At 63.0% G+C, this 21,288-nt stretch carries 15 protein-coding genes and 1 other RNA gene; 7 read left to right on the top strand and 9 right to left on the bottom strand.

The annotated features are described in order from the left end of the window. Position 1: 1 nt before the first annotated feature. Positions 2-1,186: a 16S rRNA (cytosine(1402)-N(4))-methyltransferase RsmH gene (gene rsmH, locus YH63_RS12620; RefSeq protein WP_046827301.1), complete on the bottom strand. Its 1,185-nt coding sequence runs from the start codon at positions 1,184-1,186 to the stop codon at positions 2-4. 370 nt (positions 1,187-1,556) lie between these two features. Between rsmH and YH63_RS12615 the strand changes: the two genes are divergently transcribed. The 3 genes from YH63_RS12615 to YH63_RS12605 all read left to right on the top strand — a co-directional run bounded on the left by YH63_RS12615 (position 1,557) and on the right by YH63_RS12605 (position 3,818). Then, positions 1,557-2,333, top strand: coding sequence for an N-acetylmuramoyl-L-alanine amidase (locus YH63_RS12615; protein ID WP_046827302.1), 777 nt, complete (start codon positions 1,557-1,559; stop codon positions 2,331-2,333). A 32-nt stretch (positions 2,334-2,365) separates the two neighbouring features. Beyond that, positions 2,366-2,819, top strand: an RNA gene (gene rnpB / locus YH63_RS12610) — RNase P RNA component class A. Between the two features lie 156 nt (positions 2,820-2,975). Beyond that, a complete protein-coding gene (locus YH63_RS12605) occupies positions 2,976-3,818 on the top strand; it encodes a LysM peptidoglycan-binding domain-containing protein (RefSeq protein WP_046827303.1) in 843 nt (280 codons plus the stop codon). A gap of 71 nt (positions 3,819-3,889) precedes the next feature. On the opposite strand, the gene YH63_RS12600 is transcribed toward YH63_RS12605, so the two are convergent. From YH63_RS12600 to YH63_RS12565, 7 genes are all read right to left on the bottom strand, one after another. Next, positions 3,890-5,776: a CHASE2 domain-containing protein gene (locus YH63_RS12600; RefSeq protein WP_046827304.1), complete on the bottom strand. Its 1,887-nt coding sequence runs from the start codon at positions 5,774-5,776 to the stop codon at positions 3,890-3,892. A gap of 6 nt (positions 5,777-5,782) precedes the next feature. Continuing rightward, positions 5,783-6,322, bottom strand: coding sequence for a FecR domain-containing protein (locus tag YH63_RS12595; protein ID WP_046829550.1), 540 nt, complete (start codon positions 6,320-6,322; stop codon positions 5,783-5,785). A 620-nt stretch (positions 6,323-6,942) separates the two neighbouring features. Continuing rightward, entirely contained in the window at positions 6,943-8,748 is a 1,806-nt protein-coding gene (locus YH63_RS12585; RefSeq protein ID WP_046827306.1) for an ABC transporter ATP-binding protein, read from the bottom strand. A gap of 549 nt (positions 8,749-9,297) precedes the next feature. Next, a complete protein-coding gene (locus YH63_RS12580; protein WP_046827307.1) occupies positions 9,298-9,660 on the bottom strand; it encodes a Zn-ribbon domain-containing OB-fold protein in 363 nt (120 codons plus the stop codon). Next, positions 9,657-10,793, bottom strand: a complete 1,137-nt coding sequence (locus YH63_RS12575; protein WP_046827308.1) for a thiolase family protein — start codon at positions 10,791-10,793, stop codon at positions 9,657-9,659. Before YH63_RS12575 ends, YH63_RS12580 begins: the two co-directional genes overlap by 4 nt. Positions 10,794-10,851: 58 nt before the next feature. Next, on the bottom strand, positions 10,852-12,438 hold the full coding sequence (locus YH63_RS12570) for a DHA2 family efflux MFS transporter permease subunit (protein WP_046827309.1): 1,587 nt from the start codon (positions 12,436-12,438) through the stop codon (positions 10,852-10,854). A gap of 42 nt (positions 12,439-12,480) precedes the next feature. Then, positions 12,481-13,722, bottom strand: coding sequence for an HlyD family secretion protein (locus YH63_RS12565; RefSeq protein ID WP_046827310.1), 1,242 nt, complete (start codon positions 13,720-13,722; stop codon positions 12,481-12,483). Positions 13,723-13,989: 267 nt separating this feature from the next. Between YH63_RS12565 and YH63_RS12560 the strand changes: the two genes are divergently transcribed. Then, positions 13,990-14,622 (top strand): TetR/AcrR family transcriptional regulator, encoded by a 633-nt coding sequence (locus YH63_RS12560; protein WP_046827311.1) that lies wholly within the window; start codon positions 13,990-13,992, stop codon positions 14,620-14,622. Between the two features lie 175 nt (positions 14,623-14,797). Here YH63_RS12560 and YH63_RS12555 read toward each other — a convergent pair whose 3' ends face one another. Beyond that, the gene (locus YH63_RS12555; protein ID WP_046827312.1) at positions 14,798-16,009 is read right to left on the bottom strand and encodes an extensin-like domain-containing protein; all 1,212 of its coding nucleotides are present in this window, start codon (positions 16,007-16,009) and stop codon (positions 14,798-14,800) included. Between the two features lie 372 nt (positions 16,010-16,381). On the opposite strand from YH63_RS12555, the gene YH63_RS12550 reads away from it, so the two are divergent. From YH63_RS12550 to YH63_RS12540, 3 genes are all read left to right on the top strand, one after another. Then, positions 16,382-17,425, top strand: a complete 1,044-nt coding sequence (locus tag YH63_RS12550) for an MBL fold metallo-hydrolase (protein ID WP_046829551.1) — start codon at positions 16,382-16,384, stop codon at positions 17,423-17,425. A gap of 192 nt (positions 17,426-17,617) precedes the next feature. Continuing rightward, complete coding sequence (locus YH63_RS12545) at positions 17,618-19,276, top strand: FecR domain-containing protein (protein ID WP_246658052.1); 1,659 nt, start codon at positions 17,618-17,620, stop codon at positions 19,274-19,276. Between the two features lie 247 nt (positions 19,277-19,523). After that, positions 19,524-21,077 (top strand): DUF4403 family protein, encoded by a 1,554-nt coding sequence (locus tag YH63_RS12540; RefSeq protein ID WP_046827313.1) that lies wholly within the window; start codon positions 19,524-19,526, stop codon positions 21,075-21,077. The last annotated feature ends 211 nt before the right edge of the window (positions 21,078-21,288 follow it).

Here is a 21,288-nt window from a genome sequence, read left to right as displayed (position 1 = left end):
GTCAGCCTCCCCTCATCACGTCGGCCAGTTGCGGCCAGTCGAACGATGCAGTTTCGGACTGCGCAGGCGCGTCAGTGCGCGCAGCGGCACGCAGTTTCGCCGAACGCGCGCGCGGATTGGCCGCGACCTCGTCGTCACCGGCCACGACGGGGCGCTTGGTGAGAATCTCGAAGCTCGGCAACGCCTGCTTGACGTCCGGCAGATGCCGCGAACCGCCGCCGCGCTTGCCGCGCTCGTTGAGGAAATTCTTGACGATGCGGTCCTCGAGCGAGTGGAACGACACCACCGCGAGACGCCCGCCGGGTTTCAATGTCTTTTCGGCAGCCACAAGCGCCGCATGCAGTTCGTCCAGCTCTTCGTTAACGAAGATCCGCAGCGCCTGGAACGTGCGGGTGGCCGGATGAATCTCGTTCGGCTTGGAGCGCACCACGCGCGAAACGATGTCGGCCAGCGCGCGCGTCGTGGTGATCGGCGCTTCTTTCCTTGCCGCGACGATGGCGCGGGCCACCGCGCGTGAATGCCGCTCCTCGCCGAAAATATAAATGATGTTGGCGAGATCGGTTTCGGATGCCTTCGCCACAACATCGGCCACGGTCGGCCCGTCGTGGCCCATCCGCATGTCGAGCGGGCCGTTGAATCGGAACGAGAAGCCGCGCTCGGACTGATCGAGTTGCATCGACGAGACGCCGACATCCATCACGATGCCGTCGACCGCGCTGAAGCCTTGCCCGGCGCAGACGTCGGCCAGATTGGAAAAGCGATCCTCGACCAGCGTCAGCCGCCCAGCGGACGACTCCACAAGCTCGAAGCCGCCCGCAATGGCGGTGCGGTCGCGGTCGATCCCGATCACGCGCGTGCCGGGAACTTTCAGGATCGCGCGGCTGTAGCCGCCGGCGCCGAACGTGGCATCAATGTAGACGCCGCCGTCATGCGGCTCGAGCGCCTCGACGGCTTCGCGGCCGAGAACCGGAACATGGCGCACTGGTGCATCGTCGGGCGACATTTCAAACGCCTGCCGGTGAAAGACGGCCGCATGGCGGCCTGAATATCCGGACCGATCTGCAAGATCCCGCCCGAACAACCCGAGATTGGCCCTTTCCGGCGCCCAGATCGACCTGAACGCGGAGGCGCTGGCGATGACGCGCCGCAAATTCGAGGTTCCGCATGGGATTTTCTGGCCAACCATCGAGCTTTTCGCGGGGCTTTTTGCGCATCTAAAGACCACAGTCGCCCCCATTCGGCGCGACTCCACATCCTTCAGTAGCGGCAGTTATCGTTAAGGAATGGTTGACGCGGAAGATCGCCTTTAAAGAATAAAGAAGATGTCTTTCAGAGTCGTCGGTCAGCAACCCGGCCATGCGCAATGTTCTGGGGGCAAGGACCGGTGATGGAACCCGCCCGGATTGCACCGATGGTGCACTACTCTATCACTAGCTGGCTACCGCCCTTCTCTCGCCCTGTTTCGAGTACCTGTATGCCGCGAGGATCGTTTGAGTCTGCTGGATTTGGTTCGAAGCGTCAGCGTCCCGATTTTCCACCTGGGGGATACTGCTGAAATGCCGAACTTCGTGCCGGATTCGTCCGTCGTCTCGAACGTCACGCCGTCGCCGAACTATGGCGACCGTAAGGGCGTGCTGTCGCCGAACATGATCGTGCTGCACTACACCGGGATGGCCGATCCGGCGAGCGCGATCGTCCGGCTGTGCACGACGGGCACCGAGGTCTCCGCGCATTATGTCGTGCTCGAGGACGGCAATATCGTCCAGTGCGTGCGCGAAGCGGATCGCGCCTGGCATGCAGGCGCGTCCTCCTGGGGCAACGAGACCGACATCAACTCCGTTTCCATTGGCATCGAGGTCGTCAACCCCGGCCATGATCTCGGCTACACCGATTTCCCGCTGCGCCAGACTGCGGCCGTGATCGCGTTGTGCAAGGGCATCATGATCCGCCGCGAGATTCCAAAGCATCGCATTCTCGGACATTCTGATGTCGCGCCCGGCCGCAAGAAAGACCCCGGCGAGAAATTCCCGTGGCGGCTGCTGGCGGATTCCGGCGTCGGCTTGTGGGTCGAACCGGCGCCGATCGTTCGCGGCGTGAAGACCATGCTCGGCGCATCCGGCGACGATGTCCTCGCCCTGCAAAAGCTGCTGGCGAGCTTCGGTTACGGCGTGCCGCTGAACGGACTCTACGACGCCAACACCATGGATGTGGTCGCCGCCTTCCAGCGGCACTTCCGGCCCGAGCGCGTGGACGGCATTGCCGACACCTCGACATTGACCACGTTGAACGATCTGCTCGCGCTGATGCCGAAAGAAGCGCTCCTCACCTCTTGACCTCCCGCGCCCGCACGCCCATCACTGCGGCGTCAGTCGGCCGGACGGCCGCTCCGGCAACGATCGAAAGGTCGCCGGGGAGGAAAGTCCGGGCTCCATCGACATACGGTGCCGGATAACAACCGGCGGGGGCGACCCCAGGGAAAGTGCCACAGAGAACGAACCGCCTCCCCCACCCTACCCTCCCCCGCTTGCGGGGGAGGGATAAGGAGGGGGCGGTAAGGGTGAAAAGGTGCGGTAAGAGCGCACCGCATCTCCGGCAACGGAGATGGCATGGCAAACCCCACCGGGAGCAAAACCGAATAGGGACGGCATAGCGGACAGTTCGCTCTCGAGCGATAACTCCGCGGGGCGGTGTCAGGCCCGCTGTCCGGGTAGGTTGCTCGAGGCGCAAGGCAACTTGCGTCCCAGAGGAATGGCCGTCACGTCTGCGTGGTGTAAACCATTCAGGCCCTACAGAACCCGGCTTACAGGCTGGCTGATCGAGAATGAGGGGTTCGGCGCTAACACGCCGGACCCCTCGCCATTTCGTGACAGTTCGCGCCGCTGACCGAATGGCTGCGGACTTGATGGCCGGAAAAAATCGGCGCAAGGTCAACCTGGGGCGCTGACGAGTTACAATCTGGCGAAGGGGCGCGTACCATGACTGCCGCATCGACGGGCCGGGTGATTGTTCTGTCTCTGGCGCTTGTTGCGGTATGCGGCGCGGCGCTTGTCTTCGGCATCAGACACATACAGCGCGAGCCACCGGTTGAAGCCAAAGTTGAAACCAGAACTGTAATCGCCGCGCCGGCGGTTACGCCGCCCGCATCGGGCGCGCAAGTTGATGGCCCGGCCGCGCTCGCAACGGCACAAGCTGAAGCAAACGCCGTGACGGGTGCACTTGCCGCCCCGCCCCGCGCGCCGGACACAGATAAGTCCGCGCCTGTCTTCGACATTGCCCGCATTGCGCGAACGGGTGACGCAGTTATCGCCGGCAGGGCCGCGCCCGGCGCGACCGTGGAGTTGCTGCGCAACGGCGAGCCGCTTGATCGAGCGGTCGCAGATCAATCCGGGCAATTCGTCATGATCCCACCGCCGCTTCCTCCCGGAAGTTACGACCTGACATTGAGGTCCAGCCAACCCGGCGGCAAGCAGGTAACATCCGAACAGAAAATGGCGGTCGCATTGGACGCGGCAGAGTCCAGTTCCGCCGCCGCCCGCCCACGCGCCGGAGCACCGACGAATGTTCCGGAGACGGTAATGGCGAACCGTTCCGCGCCGGATCAAGCCGCCGGGTCTTCTCAAGCGTCCGTTCCGTCAGATAAAGGCCCACGCTCCGCCATTGTCGTATCGCGCGGCGACAGCCTCTGGCGCATCAGCCGCGCCACCTACGGCACGGGCATGCGATACCCGCTGGTTTTAAAAGCGAACCGGGACCAGATCCGAGATCCAGATCTCATTTATCCTGGCCAGACCTTTGTCCTTCCCAAGCAGGCGCGTTGAAGCGCGCGCCCTGCGAACCCGGCTTAGAGACTGGCCGATTTATCTGCGTGTGATCCGGCAAAGGAGCGCGGCTAGCTGGCCTTGGCCATGGTCTCGCCGGGGAGAGAGCTTTTCCAGAGCCAGATCGTCAGCGAGCCTGACCGCCCTCTGATCCTGGTGTCCACAGGTCCACTGAGAAAACCCGACACCGACAACGCGTTGTCAGCACCGGCCGCGCGGAACATCTCCGCGCTCATTGCAAGCTCGGCGCCTTGCCGCGCCGCGACTTCCATCAAGCGGCTCGCGACATTGACGGTGTCGCCGGTCGCCGTGATGTGCTGATAGCTTCTGCCGCCCAATCGGGACGCAACGATCATCCCGAAATGCGCGCCAATTTTAAATCCAAGCCGCGCCGCAATCGATGGCGGCAGCGACGCTAGCCATGTTTGAGTGCCGGTGCACAGATTGACGCAGCAACGCACTGCATTTGCGGAATCGCCCGGCCCGGGCTCGGGCAGACCGAACAGGATCATTGCGCCGTCGCCCATGAAGCTCGTGATCACGCCGCCGGCTGTCACGACTTCCTTGTCGATCAAGGCATGAAAGGACTTCAGCAATTCGCGGATCTCGTCCGCGTCCATGGTCTCGCTCAGTGCCGTGAAGCCGGACAGATCGATGAACACGATCGCTGCATTCTGGTGGACGGGCTCCGAAAGAAAATCGGGATGACGGGTCAGCCAATCGCGCACCACCGGAGCCTGAAATTGCTGAAGGAGGCTGTTCCTCATCGCAAAATACTGCGCACGCCGTCGTCCCTGCAGGAGTTGCAAAGCGCCGAACAGCATGACTGGCGGAATTGCTGCAGCCATCGGCAGCGCGGCGCTCAGCCAGACCCCGTACGAAAACGCGGCGACATTCAATCCAAGCCAGGCCAGAAAAACGACCACGATCAAGATCAGCGCGACGACGCTGCGACGCCACGCCAGAAGGCCGACAAGAATCATGGGCAGCACGACGGCAAAGCCGACATCGGCAAGCCGCACATTCCGGTCACGGACTATTCCGTCGCCGGCGATCAGATGCGTAATGGCGGTGGCAATGACTTCGACACCCGGCAGCACGGAATCGAAGGGAGTCGGGAAAACGTCGCCACCGCCGGTGACGGTTGCACCGATCACCACAATCCGATCGTGGATCGTCTTGCTGTCTATCTGTCCGTTCAGCACAGAAGCGGCGCTGAACGTCGGGATGGTGCCGCGAGGACCATAGAAGCTCAGCGGGAGAACGTGACTGATATCCGTCGGGATCGACTTGCCCGCAAGCGTGAGGCGGTCCGGCTCCACACCGGGATTCTCCGCAGCGGCGACAGCCGCGACGCGCAACGGCAGCGACGCTTCAATGCGATTACCCTGCCTGAAAAGCATGGGAAAGAAACGCGGCGTTCCGCTCTGGTCCGTCGCGACATTGACCAGGCCGACCGCCGCGCGATCCGCGAACCGCTGCAGCGGCAGCAGGAACCGGTCGGCGCTCGGCACACCTGCAAGTGGACCACTCTCCCCGGATGCGACCCACTGCTTGCCCTGTGCAAAGACAGCCGCGGCGGCGATCACGCTCGGGCTTTGATCGAGCGCCTGCTCCAGCGCCTGATCGCCGCTCTCGGGTCCCGGATCGACAAGAAGCAGATCGATCACGATCACCTTGGGTTTGAAGCGCGCAAGCCCATCGACGATTCTCGCCAAGGCAGCGCGCGGGAGAGGATAGCCCCCCTCGTTCCGCACCACGTCATCGTCGATGGCAATGATCTTCACCAGATCAGGCGGATTGATCCTTCCGCGAACCAGCGTTCGAAGATCGGTCATCGTCGCTTCGAAACGATCGAGGAACCATGCGTCGCCGCGCAAATGGACAAGACCGAGCCCGAGTCCCCACAGCCCCGCGAGAGCGAGTGCCGCCAAGGTCGGGAGCCGCAATCGCTTCATCGGCGGTTATTGTCCGAAGCGCGCCATAAGTGCCTGAACGCGCGCGGGCGCCCAGCGCTTGACAGTCAGCGCACCTGTGCCGGCTTCTACATCGACTCCGTCACCAGCACCGAGCGTGACACCGCGCCCGGAATCCGGCCGCCGCACCGAGACGCGCCCCTGCGCGACGAATACGGATGTCTTGCTTCCGTCTGCATCCACCGCCCATTTCGTGCCGCGCACCGCCGCGATGGCTTGCGGCGTCAGAACCTGAAAGCCGGTCTTGCCGAGACTGCCCTTGGGCGCATCAATCAGCAACGCGCGGCTGCTCAGACGGGCCGCGTCGGCTTTTCCGTTCCCATCGCGATCGAGGAGTGAGTACTGAGCACCGCTCTCCGCGGTAATGGTCAAGCCTCCGGCGCAGCGCAGAACCTGTCGCCCGGCAAAGGCCGCCTGATCCAGCACGCAGCCCGCGCCCACCGGCTGCGCCGCAGCGCTGCCCACACACATCGCGCTGACAAAGATCGCGCTCGCCAGACAGCGAAGCGCGTTGCTCACCTTATTCATGACAATGCCTCCTTGCACCTGATCCAAGAACACCAGGGAACAGCAATTCCAATTTCGAGATTGAATGCAGCAAGTGGCCTTATGCGGGAACCTAAGCACGAATCTCCGGTTGCGGAGACAGAAATTGCGCCGTCGGGCTTCGTGTTGAATGCAATCACACCCCAAGGTGGCCACCGAAACCGCATCTGCCGTGTGAAGCGGCTCACACTCGGCATTGCTCCCGAAGCGGACCTCATCGTGCCGGATGCATGGCTCGGCCCGCAGTGAAGGCCCGTTCAGGATTCCCTTCCCATCGCGCCTCAGGCAGTTCCAGTTCCCTCAACTTTGAACCTTCCACGGGACGAACAACTGACGCCGGAGGATCTGCTCATCCGCGCCGGCGAGGCGCTCTATCAGGCGATAGCAAACGAGAAGCGGCTACGCCGTCCACACGGTCTCGCCTCATCCCGTTCCGTTGATCGACGGCGACGATTTCCAGTACACCAGCGCGGTGAATCGCAAGACGGTCAACCTGCGCTAGCACCGGATATTTACACTGTCATTGCGAGGAGCGCTTGCGACGAAGCAATCCAGTTCTCGCTATTCCCAAGACTGGATTGCTTCGCTTCGCTCGCAATGCCTTACTCAGCCGCCGACATGCGGTCGAGTTCAAGCACCTGCCGTTCGAACAGCGAGCGGTAGATACCGCCGGGACGCCTGGCGAGCGAGGCATGCGTCCCCTCCTCGGCGATCCGGCCCCGGTCGAACACCAGGATGCGATCGAGGCTGCGCACTGTGGAGAGCCGGTGTGCGATCACGATCGCGGTGCGGCCCTGGATCAGGCGGTCCATCGCCTCCTGAATCAAGGCCTCCGATTCCGAGTCGAGGCTTGAGGTGGCCTCGTCCAAAATCAGGATCGGCGCGTCGGCAAGGAAGGCACGCGCCAACGCCACACGCTGACGTTCGCCGCCCGACAGTTTCACGCCGCGCTCGCCCACCAACGTTTCGTAACGCTTCGGCAGCCGCATGATGAAGTCGTGCGCGTTGGCAAGCCGCGCCGCTTCCTCGATCTGCGCCATGGTCGCGCCCGGCCGCGCGTAGCCGATGTTCTCGGCCAGCGAACGGTGAAACAGGGTCGGCTCCTGCTGCACGATGGCGATCTGGCTGCGCAGCGATTGCTGCGTCGCCTTTGCGACATCCTGACCGTCGATCAGCACGCGTCCGCCAGTCGCGTCATACAGCCGCTGCACCAGCTTGACGAACGTCGTCTTGCCGGAGCCCGAGCGGCCGACCAGACCGACGCGCTCGCCAGGCCTGATGTTGACCGCAAGCCGGTCGTACAGCGGCGTGTCGTGCCCGCGATAGTGGAACGTCACATCGTCGAACACGATGCCGCCGCCCGCGACCTTCATCGGCACGGCATCCGGCGCGTCGGCAATGCCGATGGCCTCGTCGTGAATCGCAACCAGCTCCTCCATGTCGTTCACCGAACGCTGCAGGTGGCTGATGTGCTGGCCGATGTCGCCGAGATAGCCGTGGATGACGAAATAGGTCGTCACCACGTAGGCGACTTCACCCGGCGTGGCACGGCCCGCGATCCACAGCAGAAGCACGCCGCCAATCACGCAGGCGCTCATGACGACCAGCACTGCGTTCTGCGCAATGCCGACGTAGGTGTAGCGTAGCCAGGTGCGGCCTGCGCGCCGGCGCCACTTGCTGACCACGCCGGCAAGCCGCGCATCTTCACGGTTCTCCGCGCCGAACGACTTCACCACTGCGTTGCACGTCAACGCATCGGCCAGCGTGCCGCCCACTTTGGTGTCGAGCGCGTTCGACAGTTGCGCGGCCGGCGCAATGTAGTTCGCCGTCAGCGCGACCGTCATGCTCACATAGACGACGGTGATGATCGCGATCACCGCGCCGAGCACCGGCCAGTGCCATCCCACCAGAATGGTCGAGCCGATCAGCACCACCAGCGATGGCACCAGCGCCATCAGGATGGTGTCGTTGAGCAGATCGAGCGCCCACATGCCGCGCGTGATCTTGCGCACGGTCGATCCGGCGAAGCTGTTGGCGTGCCAGTCCGTAGAAAAACGCTGGATTCGCACGAAGGCGTTCTGCGCCACATCCGACATGATGCGCAGGGTGAACGGCAAGATTGCCTTCAAGCCAATCAGACGCAGCACCAGTGCCAAAACGCCGAGCGCCACGATGGCGCCAAACGCAATTATGGCCCCGCGCTGAGCGGCGGCCGGATCGGTCGCCGCAAGTGTCACGGCGTCCACCAGCCGACCGGCGAACAGCGGCATGAAAACATCCGCAGCCGCCACGCCGATCAGGCCGCTGGCAACCACGAACAATCGCACCGGCTGATTGCGCCAGTGACGGAAGACGAACGGAAGCACCGCACGAAGGGCGGATGGTTTTTTGTTACGAGTATGAGTCATGGCATGTTTCGGCTGCGCGGGCGCAAGCCGACTCCAGGAATAATGGACGATGCAGCGGCATCGCCGCGCACAATCGTCACGTGTAAAGAATCAGGTTGTGGAATTTGGTCAGCAGGGTTCGCGACAACGCAAACCGGACGACCTCAGACTGGCCATCGGAGAACCGATGGCAGCCGGCAACCTTACGCGGAGGACCGCGGGGTTAACCGAGGGGGTATCCGGATGCCGAGGCGCGTACGCGCAGGACTCGCGGGGTCGCGATAAACGCAAACTTCAAATCCATGCGATCCTCCCGCGTTCGAGCAATGCGGACTCAGGGGCGAAATCCGCTGATGATGTTTTGGGCAATAATTGCGGCAAATTTTGTACCGGCGTTTAAAAACCGGCAATGTCGGCGCGGCGTCACGCCGCACATTGCATTTCTGTCATTCCGGGGCGCGAGCGGAGCGAGTGAACCCGGAATCCAGAAGTTGCTTTCGATGAACGTTTCTGGATTCCGGACCAGTCCGCCATGCGCGGACTGTCCGGAATGACACGTGGTGACCTTGCTTATACCTTCACGAAGTACGGCGTGCGGATACCGGTAAACGGCCTGAATTCCGCGACGACATGATCTCCGATACGCAAATCAATGTCGCCATGCGCCATCATGCGAAAGCCTTCCGCCATATCGACCAGCAGGATCGCATAAGGCACAAGCGCCCTGGTCTCGGACGTCGCCGCGCGGCGAACCAGCGTCGCGGAATAGACCACGCCGTTGCCGCTCGCCTTGTGAGGCTGCGGCGAAGCATCGCCGCAGGACGGACAAAACCCGCGACGGAAGTACCAGAGATGACGGCACGCCCCGCATGACTGATACAGAATCGCGTCGACGCCGTCGTTCCAGCCCTTCAGGTCGGTCGCTTCGCTCATCGCACCCGCTCCAGAAACATGCTGACATGGGACGACATCACGCCGCCGTCGCCGTGCAACAGCGCCATTGACGCGTCGCGCACCTGTCGCGGCCCAGCCCGGCCCGTCATCTGCAATTGCGTTTCGACCAGATGCGCCATCGCGCCGCCGCAGCCGCAGTGGCCGTAGCTCAAGAGCCCGCCGTGAGTGTTGAGCGGCAGTGCCCCCTCAATGCCGAAATCGCCGTTGCGCGCGCGGGCAGCGGCCTCGCCACGCGCGGCGAGCCCAAGCTCCTCGATCAGGATCGCGAGCGTAATGGTGAAGCTGTCATAGATGCCGGCATATTTGATACTGCGCGGATCGACGCCTGCTTTCGCTTGCGCGCGCGACACTGCAACCTTTGCACCGACGTCGGAGAGACTGCGCGCCGCCGTGACATGCTGGTGCAGATGCGCCTGTCCGCAACCCATGATGCGGACATGATGGTCGCTGGTCGGCTCGCGGCTGACGATAAAGGCCGCGCCGCCGTCCGATACCGGGCAGCAATCCAGCAGCTTCAGCGGCGATGATATTTCGCGCGACGCCATCACGTCGGCAACCGTGATCGGATCGTGGAATTGCGCGCCGGGATGCAGCATCGCGTGCTTACGCATCAGCACCGCGAACTCCGCCATGTCGTCCTGTATCAGGCCGTAGTCGTGCATGTACCGCGAGGCGAGCAGGCCGTAATAAGCCGGGATGGTCGGGCCGAGCGGCACTTCGTAGTCGGGATGGCCGACTTGGGCCAGCATGCTCATCGCCGAATCGCGCGCCTGTCCGGTGAGACGGTTCTCGCCTGCAACCACGAGAATGGTTTTCGCGACCCCGGCCTCGACCAGTTCATGCGCCAGCATCGCCATCGCAAGTCCCGTCGCGCCGCCGACCTGAATGGCGTGGGCATAGGACGGCTGCACGCCGAAATGTTCGGCGAACACCGTCGCCAGCATCAGATGCGGCATCGTGGTGGAATAGCCGGTCAGCAGACCGTCAATGTCAGCGCGCTTGAGGCCGGCATCCGACAGCGCGCTCTCGGCCGCCTGGCTCATGAGATCGAGTGTCGAACGGCCTTCTTGCTTGCCGAAAGCCGTCAGTCCGACGCCGCTGATGTAGCTCATGTGCCCGCGCTTGCCGTTGCTGTGTTCGTGACTGATGTGCCACGGGCGCGGCTGGACTTCAATGCGCGTCCGGGCCCATCATGTTGGGCTTGTTGACGAAGAACACCAGCACGCTGAGTGCAAGATAGAAGCACGCCAGGATGAAGAAGGCATCGCCGAAACTCATCACCACCGCCTGCCGGTGCACGATCAGCGACAGTTGCTTCAGCGCCATCAGCGATGCGTTGCCCGCCCCTTGGAATTTCTGGGTCAGCATGTTGAGCGTCTCGACCGCCACCGCATTGCCCCAGGTGACTTTGTCATGCAGCCGCGAGATATGCAGGTCGGTCCGGCTGTCGAGGATGGTGTTGATGAGGGCGAGCCCCACCGCGCCGCCGAGGTTGCGCGTCAGGTTGAACAGCCCTGACGCATTCTTCAGGCGCGAGGGCGCCAGCGTGCCGAGCGCGATATTGTTGACCGGCACCATCGCCATCATGATGCCGACGCCGCGCAGGATCTGCGGCACCAGCAATTCATAGAAATCGTAATCGCGCGTGATCCCGGTCATCATCCACGAACTGAGCGCGAAAATGAGCAGTCCGGCCGCGATCATCAGACGCAAATCGACCTTGGTCATCAGCCGTCCGATGAACGGCGCGCTGATGAACATCGCCGCACCGGACACGAACACAGTCTCGCCGATCATCAGCGCGCTGTAGCCGCGCACTTCGGCCAGATAACGCGGATAGACGTAGGTCAGGCCATAGAGTCCGATGCCGACGCAGAACGAGAACATGCAGCCGAGCGCGAAGTTCCGGTCGGTGAAGGCGCGGATATCGACGATCGGCTCCTTTTGCGTCAGCGCGCGATAGAAGAAAGCCACCGCCGACAGAACACAGACCACCGCGAAGAAGAAGATGGATTCATCCTGCAGCCAGTCGTTGCGCGGACCTTCTTCAAGCACGTATTCGAGCGAGCCGAGGAAGCCTGCCATCGCAGCCAGTCCCCACCAGTCGAAATGCTGAAGCAGTTCGAAATTCGGCTCATCGAAGTCGACCAAGGCCAGCACACCGATGGTGATGGCGATACCGGGGACGATATTGATGAAGAACAGCCAGTGCCACGACATCAGGTCGGTGATGTAGCCACCCACCGTCGGACCGATGGTCGGCGCCAGCGTGGCGACGAGGCCGATGATCGGGCCGACGATGTGGAATTTGTTACGCGGGAAAACCGTATAAGCCGAGGCGAACACGGTCGGGATCATGCCCGCGCCGACGAAGCCCTGGATCGCGCGCCACAAGATCATCTGTTCGATGGTCGAGGTCATGCCGCACATGAAGCTCGCCACGGTAAATCCGGAAGCGGAGATCGCAAACAGCAGCCGCGTGCCGAGCGCGCGCGACAGAAAGCCCGACAGCGGAATCGCGATCACTTCGGCGATCAGATACGAGGTCTGCACCCATGCAACTTCGCTGGTGCTGGCCGACAGACCGGCCTGGATTTCAGCCAGCGATGCCGAGACGATCTGGATGTCCAGGATCGACATGAACATCCCGAACACCATGATCAGGAACGCGATCAGCCGCCGCGTGCTGATCGTTTCCTCCGGCGCGGGTACGGCCGGGGCGCCGTCCATGGTCAGCGATGTGGTGTTTGACGCCATCACACTGTCCCTGCGATCAGCGATGCGCGATCCCGCACGCGGTTATCGGGCGACGATCGGATCGACCCCGTCCGGCGAGGGTTTGGTGTTGACCGAGGTCACCACCGACATGCCGGGGCGCAGCAGGTTTTCCCGCGCGACGGAGGCCGGAACGCGAATACGAACCGGCACGCGCTGCACCACCTTGGTGAAGTTTCCGGTGGCGTTGTCCGGCGGCAGCAGGGTGAAGATTGAGCCCGACGCCGGCGCAATGCTGTCGACGATGCCGTTGATGGTGCGGCCGCTCACGGCATCGACCGTGATCTTGACGCGCTGGCCCGGCTTCAGCCGCCCGAGCTGTGTCTCTTTATAGTTGGCGTCGATATAGACGTTGTCGAGTTGCACCACATTGGCAAGCCGCTGGCCGGGCTGCACGTAGTCGCCGACATTGACGATGCGGTTGGCGAATGTGCCGTCCACGGGCGCAAGCACGCTGGTGAACGACAGGTCGCGCACCGCCTTGGCGAGCGCTGTGCGCAATTCCTGCAACTGCCCTTCGGCTTCCGCCTTCTGCGCCTTGACGACATCGACCTGGGCCTGCGCGGCGTCGAGCGCCGCCTGCGCGGCCTGAACCGATGCCAGGGCCTGATCGCGGCCGGCTTGCGACACATCGAACGTCGCCTTCGACGCGAATCCCCTGGTGCTCAATGTCTCCTGCCGCGCGAAGTCCGCTTCCGCGCGCTTGGTCGCTGCATCAGCAGAGGCAAGCTGCGCCTTCGCCTGATCCACCGCGCTCTCCTGCGCCGTGACCTGGCGGCCAATCCGGTCGATGGTCGCTTCCTGCGTGGCAATTTTCGCGCGCGCGTTGTCGGCGGCGATGCGGTAGTCGCCGTCGTCGATGCGAAGGATGACGCTGCCCGCGCCGACCCGCGCGTTGTCCTCGACGGCAATCGCGGCGATATGTCCGGAGACCCGCGCCCCGAGCGTGGTGTTATAGCCGCGGACATAGGCGTCATCCGTCGTGACCATGTAACGGCCGACGACCATATAGTGATAGCCGAAGTAGATGCCGGCGAGGATCGCAATCGCACCGACGCCGACGAGGACGCGCTTGCGGGTCGGGGATTTCGGTTTCGCGGATTCTTCTTTCGCATCAGCAGGTGGCGCTGCCTCGGGTGCATCGGTCGCAGGCTGCTCGACCGGACGCACACGCTGCTCGATGTCCGCGCGCGATGCGTCGGTTTCGGATGAATCAGGCTCCGGGTGAACAACCCTTGCAACCTGGTCTCGGGCAGGCACGGCCATCACGGCCTCCAATCAAGTATCAAAACAGCAAAATCCGGAGAGACGCTTGCGCGCCGGCAATTCCTCAGCGTCTGCGCGGGACTTGTTCGTTCTTTTTTCCGAAGCCGTTTCCGGCTCCGGGATCATGCCCAACGTGCGACAAAATTACCATTGACCGAACGGTTCGGTCAATGGTAATTTTGACAGATATCTCGATACCGTAATCCGCGTTCCCGCAGCCCTTCCGGCGGCGCGCTCCACAGCGAAACGGAAAAACAGCCTAAACAAATGGTTGCACAGACCCACCTCACCGTCGCTTCCGGCGACGAAGACAGCGCGAAACGCCACCAGATCATGGATGGCGCGCGGCGAGTCTTTATGGATCTGGGTTTCGACGGCGCCAGCATGAACGAGATCGCGCGGGCCGCGGGTGTCTCCAAGGGGACGCTGTACGTCTACTTCACCGACAAGAACCGGCTGTTCGAGGCCATTGTCGAGCAGGAAACCCTTGAGCACGGCAAGACGGCGTTCAATTTCGACCCCGCGCTGGACGCCGAAACCAGCCTGCGCGCTTTCGGCCGCGCCTATATCGAAATCCTGTGCCGGCCGGACGGCGGCTCAGCGGTCAGAACCGTGATGGCCATCGCGGAACGGATGCCCGACGTCGGCCGCCGGTTCTACGACCGTGTCATCGCCCACACCATGCGCCTCCTCGCGACCTACCTCGCGGCACGGGTCAGCGCCAAAGAACTCGCGATCGACGACTGCGAACTCGCCGCGGCTCAATTCATGAGAATGTGTCAGGCGACGCTGTTCGAGCCCTACGTCTTTCAGGCTAAGCCTGCTCCAACGAAGGAACAGATCGCAACGGTGGTCGACAGCGCGGCGCGGCTTTTCCTCGCCGGCTATCGCATTCGCTAGTGGAGTGGATTTGACATTCGCTACCTGACGTAGCGGCAAGTCCGTGAAGCGAATGTCAAATCCAACCTCCACTAGAAACTTATATTTGCTAGTGGTCCGTCGATTCTAACATTCGCAAGGATACCGCTGCACTGAGAGGCGAATGTTAGAATCGGACCACTAGAACAGTTGAAAATCAGCGCTCCCTGACGCGGGATTCGTCTTCGATCGACTCGCGGTCTTCCTTCGACAGCGGGCCGCGCGCGAAAACGCTCTTGACCCTCTTTCCGATCGAGCCGGCGATGCCATTATCGCGCGCCGCATATCCACCGCGCGGCGCCGCGCGTGCCGCGATCTCCTCGCCGGAAACGGCGGCGGGCTGACAGATCACGCGGCCGCTCGCGCGCCGCATCAGGTCGACGTGAATGTGATCGTAGTGATAGACGTTCGAGCCCGGCGCCAGCACCGTGTTGAACTGCTGGCACGCCGCGCCCTGAATGTCGCGCAGGAAGCCCTGCTCTTCCGGCAAGCCCTTCCAGCCGTCCTTGACTGAAATGCGCCGTCCGTCCGCGAGCGTGAACGAGGAAATGTCGAGCGCGTTGCCGAAGGCGTGCTCTGAAATGCGCGAGCGCGAATTGCCGTTCATGCCGCGGCATGAATAGGCCGAGATTTGCTTGATCTCCGCGACCGGCGAACCGAACCAGCGCTGAGCGGCCGGCTGAACCGAGTCCGCCAGCCAGCGGTCGAGTGCGGACACGATCGGACAGGCCAGCGTCGCGGCAGGTTTGAGCGTGACCGAACCGAACCGGTTCACCGCAGATCCCTGCGACGGGCCGAGACGCGGCGGTGTGTAAGGCTGGCTCGCGGGAGGATAAGGCTGCGCGGCATAGGGTGCGCGCGGCGCGCGGCTCGGTGCAGGCGACGGGGCGTCGGATGCGGCCTCGAGATCTTCCTCGTCGGGCGGCTCGGTTCCGGGCGCGTTCAATCGCATCGGCGCGCCGGACTGCGGTGGATATGGTCGCTGCGCCTGATACGGCTGCTGCGACGGATAAGACGGCGATTGCGACGATGGCTGCTGATAGGACGGAGGCTGCTGCGACACCGGCCAGCGCGGCTGATTGCCGATACTTCCGGGCGGGCGCAGATCGCCGGCATAACCGAGGCTGCTCATCGACTCGCCGAGCGCAACCACTTTCAACGGAAATTCAGCGCCGCAGGCGCCCGGTCCGGAAATCGGATCGATGCGGACGAGATCCGCGGTCTCCTTGACCGCACCGGATTTCAAGCATGCCTTTTCTGCCTCGGCCCGCCAGGGTTCACGTTCCGCGGTCATGAAACCGCGGCCGCAACCCGCCAGCGCAACGAGGACAAGGGAGCCGACTACGAACCAACTAACTCCACGCGTCATCCGCGCAAGTTCACCGAAGATAATTAAAGCTTCTTCAACGCATTGTTATTCAATGTTTTTTAACCATGATCGCGCGCCGTCGCCGTGATGCGACAGCAGACCTGCCTTTTTCGCATCGGGAACGTCTTGGTAGCGTCCGCGTTACTTGTCCAGCGTTGAGCCAAGGGAGGACACCCATGACCATCGTCGGACCTCTGAGCGTCGTCGCCGCTTATGCGTCGCTCATCCTCGTCGGCGCGATCGTGCTGGGCATGTTCTAGGCAAGATATCAGTCCCGATCTTACGCATTACACGTCGAACTGATCGGGTCACCGGATTGAGTGAGGCGGTCAGCCCTTGATCACGGGCGCGGGAAGCTGCAATCATGTTTTCATGATTTTCCGCCAGCTCTTCGACAGCGTTTCCAGCACTTACACCTATCTCCTTGCAAGCCGGCAGGGCGGCGAGGCGCTGATCATCGATCCCGTGCTGGAGAAGGTCGATCGCTACATCCAGCTTTTGCAGGATCTTGATCTCAAGCTGATCAAGGCAGTCGATACGCACATCCATGCCGACCACATCACCGGCCTCGGCGCGCTGCGCGACAAGACCCATTGCATCACCGTGATGGGCGAGCAGAGCGGCGTCGATGTCGTATCGATGCGCGTGTCCGACGGCGACAAGATCGATATCGAGGGGCTCAGCCTGGACGTGCTCTATACGCCCGGCCACACCGACGATTCCTACAGCTTCATCCTGCCAGATCGCGTGTTCACCGGAGACACGCTGCTCATTCGCGGCACCGGCCGCACCGATTTCCAGAACGGCGATCCGCGCGCGCAGTACGAGTCGATTTTCGGCCGGCTGCTCAAGCTGCCCGACCAGACGCTGATCTTTCCCGCGCACGACTACAAGGGCGACACCGTCTCGACCATTGGCGAAGAAAGGGCCTGCAATCCGCGCCTTCAGGTCAAATCGGTCGATCAGTACGTCGATCTCATGAACAGCCTGCACCTGCCTAATCCGAAAATGATGGACGTCGCCGTTCCGGCAAACCTTCACATGGGTCTGGCGCAGGACGAAGTCGCGCGGCGCGGCTGGGCGGTGTCGGCAACGCAAGCCAAGGACATCGTCGGGCGGCCGGACGTTGTGCTGATCGATTTGCGCGAGCGCCGTGAGCGCGAAAAACACGGCGTCATTCCGGGCTCGCTGCACGCGCCCTATCCCGCTCTCGAAGATAATGTGAAGCCCGGCGGCGTCCTTCACCAACTCGGCACGACAACCAGCAATCAGTTGCTGTTCTATTGCGCGTTCGGCGAACGCTCCGCGATGGCGGTGCAGGCCGCGCAGCAGGCCGGGCTCACCCGCGTCCGCCATATCCAGGGCGGGATCGAAGCCTGGCGCGTTGCAGGCGGCCGGATCTCGCGCGACGGCTGACGAAGCCGGCTTTTGAACCTTTCGCGCTCCTGCGTACACATATGACGTACGCATGCCGGGAAACGCCGACCTATTCCACCCCATAATTGCAATGGAAAGCCTGCGCCCCTCGGCGCGCATGGCGTTGCATCGCCATGCGAGGACTGTCAGAAATACTGACATTACCCGGCCACCCGATTGGTCCTTGAGCAGGTGAATGCTTTGATCCGTTCCGGCCTGCTCGTTGCATCGATCCTGTGCGGCCTCGCCTTTGCGCCTGCGCATGCCGAACAAGCCCTCCGGCTCGCCCAGGCGGTGCCCGCACAACCCTCAAGCCCCGCGCCAGCAGCGCAACCGTCCGCACCGGCAACGCAGCCCGATCAACCGGCAGCCGATGCCTCGCAGGCCGCGGCCGACGAGCCCGCCGGCAACGTCGCCATCCTGAAAGGCACCGCGACGGTGACGCGCAACGGCATGACCGGGCCGCTGAAGCTGCAAGACGACATCTTCAAGGGCGACATTCTTCAGACCGGCAAGAGTTCGACACTCGGCGTCACGTTCAGCGACGACACCACGCTCAACCTCTCCGCAAGTTCGCGCGTCGTCGTGGACAGTTTCATCTATCAGGAAGGCGGTAAGGACAACGCCGCACTCCTCAATGTCACGCGCGGCACCATGGCGTTCGTCGCCGCCGCCGTCGCCAAGACCGGCGACATGAAAATCGAAACACCGACCGCGACGCTCGGCATTCGCGGTACCACCGGCGTCGTCGAAGTGCCTGAGGGCGTTGCGGCCGGCACCGCCAGCGCGAACAATGTCGGGGTCAAGCTTTACCCGGACGCCGACGGCAAGGTCGGCCGCATCGAAGTCAGGGCGCGCGACGGCGCGCCGCTCGGCATGCTGACGCAGGCCGCGAGCGGATTCACCGTGCGCGGCGTCATGGTGCAGGGATTCGGCATGCGCATGTCGGCGATGCCGATGGTGATGTCCGCGCAGATGGTCGCGCGCGATCGCGGATTCATGCAGCGCGTTCACAGCATGCAGGACGTCGGCCGGCGCGTCGTGATGCAGCAGCGTAATTTCCGCATGCAGAATCCGAATCGTCCGCCGGCCTTCGGACGGCCCGGCTTCAATCAAGGCGCTCCACAGCGCGGCGGACTCAATCAGCCCGGCCAGCAGCGGCCCGGATTGAACCAGCCGGGACAGCAGCGGCAGCCAGGCCTGAACCAGCCCGGACAACGGCAACAACCGGGATTGAACCAACCCGGACAACGGCAACAACCGGGATTGAACCAACCCGGACAACGGCAACAACCGGGATTGAACCAACCCGGTCAGCGGCAGCAACCGGGAGTGAATCGTCCGGGTCAGCCCAATCAACCGGGACAGCCAAATCGTCCGGGCCTGAATCAACCCGGCCAGCCGGGACGTCCGGGCCTGCAAAACCAGCCGGGACAGCGCGGCAATTTGCAGCCGGGTATGCAGCGACAACCCGGCGGCCTGCCAAATCAGCCCGGACTCCAGCGCGCGCCAGGTGCACCGCCGCCCGGCGGATTCCAGCGCACGCCCGGTGCACCGGGTCAATTTGGTTCGCGGCCACCTCTTCCAAACCAGCCGGGGCTAGCGAACCAACCTGCAATCGCGCGACAGCCCGGCATGCCGGGCGGATTCCAGCGGCCATCTACCGTGCCCAGCGCACCGTCGATGCAAGGTCCGGCGGGAATTCTCAATCGGCTCGGTGTGCCCGGTCGTCTCGGCGTTCCGCAGGTGCCGTCCGCTGTGCCGCGCCCGGGCCAGCCGGCAGTCCCGACGTTGCAGAAAAAACCGCCGCAGGTTCCGAAGGACAAGCTGCTTCCGAGAGATCTGCGGTAAGTCGATCCGGGCTACCGCTAGTGGTCCGATTCTAACATTCGCCCCATTTCAGCAGGCCTTCTTGCGAATGTTAGAATCGATGGACCACTAGCAAGTATAAGTTTCTAGTGGAGTTTTGGATTTGACATTCGCTTCATGGGCTCGTTGCGCTTTGGTAGCGAATGTCAAATCCACTCCACTAGCGCGCGGGGTGGCGTGCGTCGGACGCGGGCTGTAGCATCGCTGTTGTGATGCGGCCGGAGTCGTTATGCGCCTGAAATTCATTTTGCTCGGACTGGCGGTGCTTGCCGCGTCGTTCGCCGTCAGCCTTTATGCGATGAACCGGTTTTGGCCGACCATTGTCGAGAAGCCAGTGCTGACGAAACTGCCGCCGCTGCCGCCGGTGGCGCGCAATTCCGAAATCCTGACGCCGATTTCCATTTCGATCGCCGCGCTGCGCGACGGACTCGACCGCGCCGCGCCACGCAACCTCGGCGGCAAGGCGGAAAATCCCGTCAGCCAGATTCTCCAGAATGCCGACATCAACTGGACCGTGGCACGCGGACCGATCGCCGCCTCCGGCGTGCAGAACGCGCTGTCGCTGTCGACGCCGCTCGACGGCAAGCTGACGGTGCTCGGATCACTATCGGCGGCGAGCGGCACCGCACTCGGCAACGTGCTGGGCAATGTGCTCGGCAACAACGCTGCCAAACAACTCGGCAGCGTGAATATCAAACAGTTGAATGCCAGTGCCGCGATCCACGGCAATGTTGCGATCACATCGCGGCCGGAAGTCCTGCGCGAGTGGCGCATCGACCCCAAGCTGACGGCGCAGGTCACACTCGGCGACAGCAGCCTCACCATCGCAGGTGCAAAGGTCGCGGTGCCGGCGCAGGTCAAGCCGCTGATCGACAAAACCGTCAACGAGCAAATGGCGCTGTTGCAGGCGCGGCTGCGCAACGACCGCTCGCTCGAGCAGAACGCGCGGCGCGAGTGGGCGAAACTCTGCCGCTCGATCCCGCTTCCTCCGGCGGCAAAGGGAATGCCGACGCTGTGGCTGGAGATGCGACCGGTGCGGGCCATGGCGGCGCAGCCGCGCATCGACGCCAACTCGGTCAACTTCACACTTGGCTTGCAGGCGGAAACACGCGTGCTCCCTGCGGAGACCAAGCCGGATTGCCCGTTCCCCGCCACTCTCGACATCATGCCGCCTCCCGAGCGCGGCCGCATCAGTATCGGCGTGCCGATCGATCTGCCGTTCACCGAAGTGAGCAAGATCGTCGAGACACAACTGAAAGGCCGCAAGTTTCCCGAGGACGGCAGCGGCTCGGTGGACGTCACGGTGAAAAGCGCGAACGTCGCTGCCGCCGGTCAGCGGCTGCTGATCTCCCTGCTCGTCAACGCCAAGGAAAAAACAAGCTGGTTCGGTTTCGGCGGCGAAGCGACTATTCACATCTGGGGCCGTCCGGTGCTCGATCAGAAGCAGCAGATCCTGCGGCTGACCGATCTCGAACTCGCGGTGGAATCCAGTTCGGCATTCGGCCTGTTGGGGGCTGCCGCGCGTCCCGCGATTCCCTATCTTCAGAGCGCGCTGGAGCAACGCGCCACCATCGAGCTGAAAACTTTCGCGGCCAACGCGCAGCAAAAAATTTCAGCGATCGTTGCAGATTTCCGCAAGAACGATGAAGGCATTCGCGTCGATGCATCGGTGTCGAGCGTACGGCTCGGCAGCATCGCCTTCGATTCAAACACGCTGCGCATCATCGCCGAAGCCGAAGGCTCGATCAGTGTCGCGGTGACGTCGCTGCCGAACTTGCAGTGAATATGAGCGCAAACGAGCGCGCATAGCTAACCCGCGCGTTCGCATAGCTCCAAGTTCCTCATATCAGTGCGTTAATTTCGTCGCATCAGCGCGCGGAATCTATCGACACTTTCTCTCCACATTTGCTCCGCATTGGAACTCATCGCGCCCGTTGCCGTTGAGCCGGGCCATTCGTCGCGTTGGCATTGCGTTCCACGCTGAACCCATTTTC

Origin of the sequence: Afipia massiliensis, from assembly GCF_001006325.2 — a bacterium.
GTDB classification, from domain to species: domain Bacteria; phylum Pseudomonadota; class Alphaproteobacteria; order Rhizobiales; family Xanthobacteraceae; genus Afipia; species Afipia massiliensis_A.
Note: the sequence above shows the minus strand (reverse complement) of the source record. Positions and strands in the feature narration are given on the sequence as shown.

Excerpts from the sequence above, each read along its gene's own strand:
- YH63_RS12555 (WP_046827312.1), bottom strand. The coding sequence starts at position 16,009 with ATGACGCGTGGAGTTAGTTGGTTCGTAGTCGGCTCCCTTGTCCTCGTT.
- YH63_RS12560 (WP_046827311.1), top strand. The coding sequence starts at position 13,990 with ATGGTTGCACAGACCCACCTCACCGTCGCTTCCGGCGACGAAGACAGC.
- YH63_RS12600 (WP_046827304.1), bottom strand. The coding sequence starts at position 5,776 with ATGAAGCGATTGCGGCTCCCGACCTTGGCGGCACTCGCTCTCGCGGGG.
- YH63_RS12575 (WP_046827308.1), bottom strand. The coding sequence starts at position 10,793 with ATGAGCTACATCAGCGGCGTCGGACTGACGGCTTTCGGCAAGCAAGAA.
- YH63_RS12570 (WP_046827309.1), bottom strand. The coding sequence starts at position 12,438 with ATGGCGTCAAACACCACATCGCTGACCATGGACGGCGCCCCGGCCGTA.
- YH63_RS12595 (WP_046829550.1), bottom strand. The coding sequence starts at position 6,322 with ATGAATAAGGTGAGCAACGCGCTTCGCTGTCTGGCGAGCGCGATCTTT.
- rsmH (WP_046827301.1), bottom strand. The coding sequence starts at position 1,186 with ATGGTTGGCCAGAAAATCCCATGCGGAACCTCGAATTTGCGGCGCGTC.
- YH63_RS12580 (WP_046827307.1), bottom strand. The coding sequence starts at position 9,660 with ATGAGCGAAGCGACCGACCTGAAGGGCTGGAACGACGGCGTCGACGCG.
- YH63_RS12550 (WP_046829551.1), top strand. The coding sequence starts at position 16,382 with ATGATTTTCCGCCAGCTCTTCGACAGCGTTTCCAGCACTTACACCTAT.
- YH63_RS12565 (WP_046827310.1), bottom strand. The coding sequence starts at position 13,722 with ATGGCCGTGCCTGCCCGAGACCAGGTTGCAAGGGTTGTTCACCCGGAG.
- YH63_RS12585 (WP_046827306.1), bottom strand. The coding sequence starts at position 8,748 with ATGACTCATACTCGTAACAAAAAACCATCCGCCCTTCGTGCGGTGCTT.
- YH63_RS12540 (WP_046827313.1), top strand. The coding sequence starts at position 19,524 with ATGCGCCTGAAATTCATTTTGCTCGGACTGGCGGTGCTTGCCGCGTCG.
- YH63_RS12615 (WP_046827302.1), top strand. The coding sequence starts at position 1,557 with ATGCCGAACTTCGTGCCGGATTCGTCCGTCGTCTCGAACGTCACGCCG.
- YH63_RS12605 (WP_046827303.1), top strand. The coding sequence starts at position 2,976 with ATGACTGCCGCATCGACGGGCCGGGTGATTGTTCTGTCTCTGGCGCTT.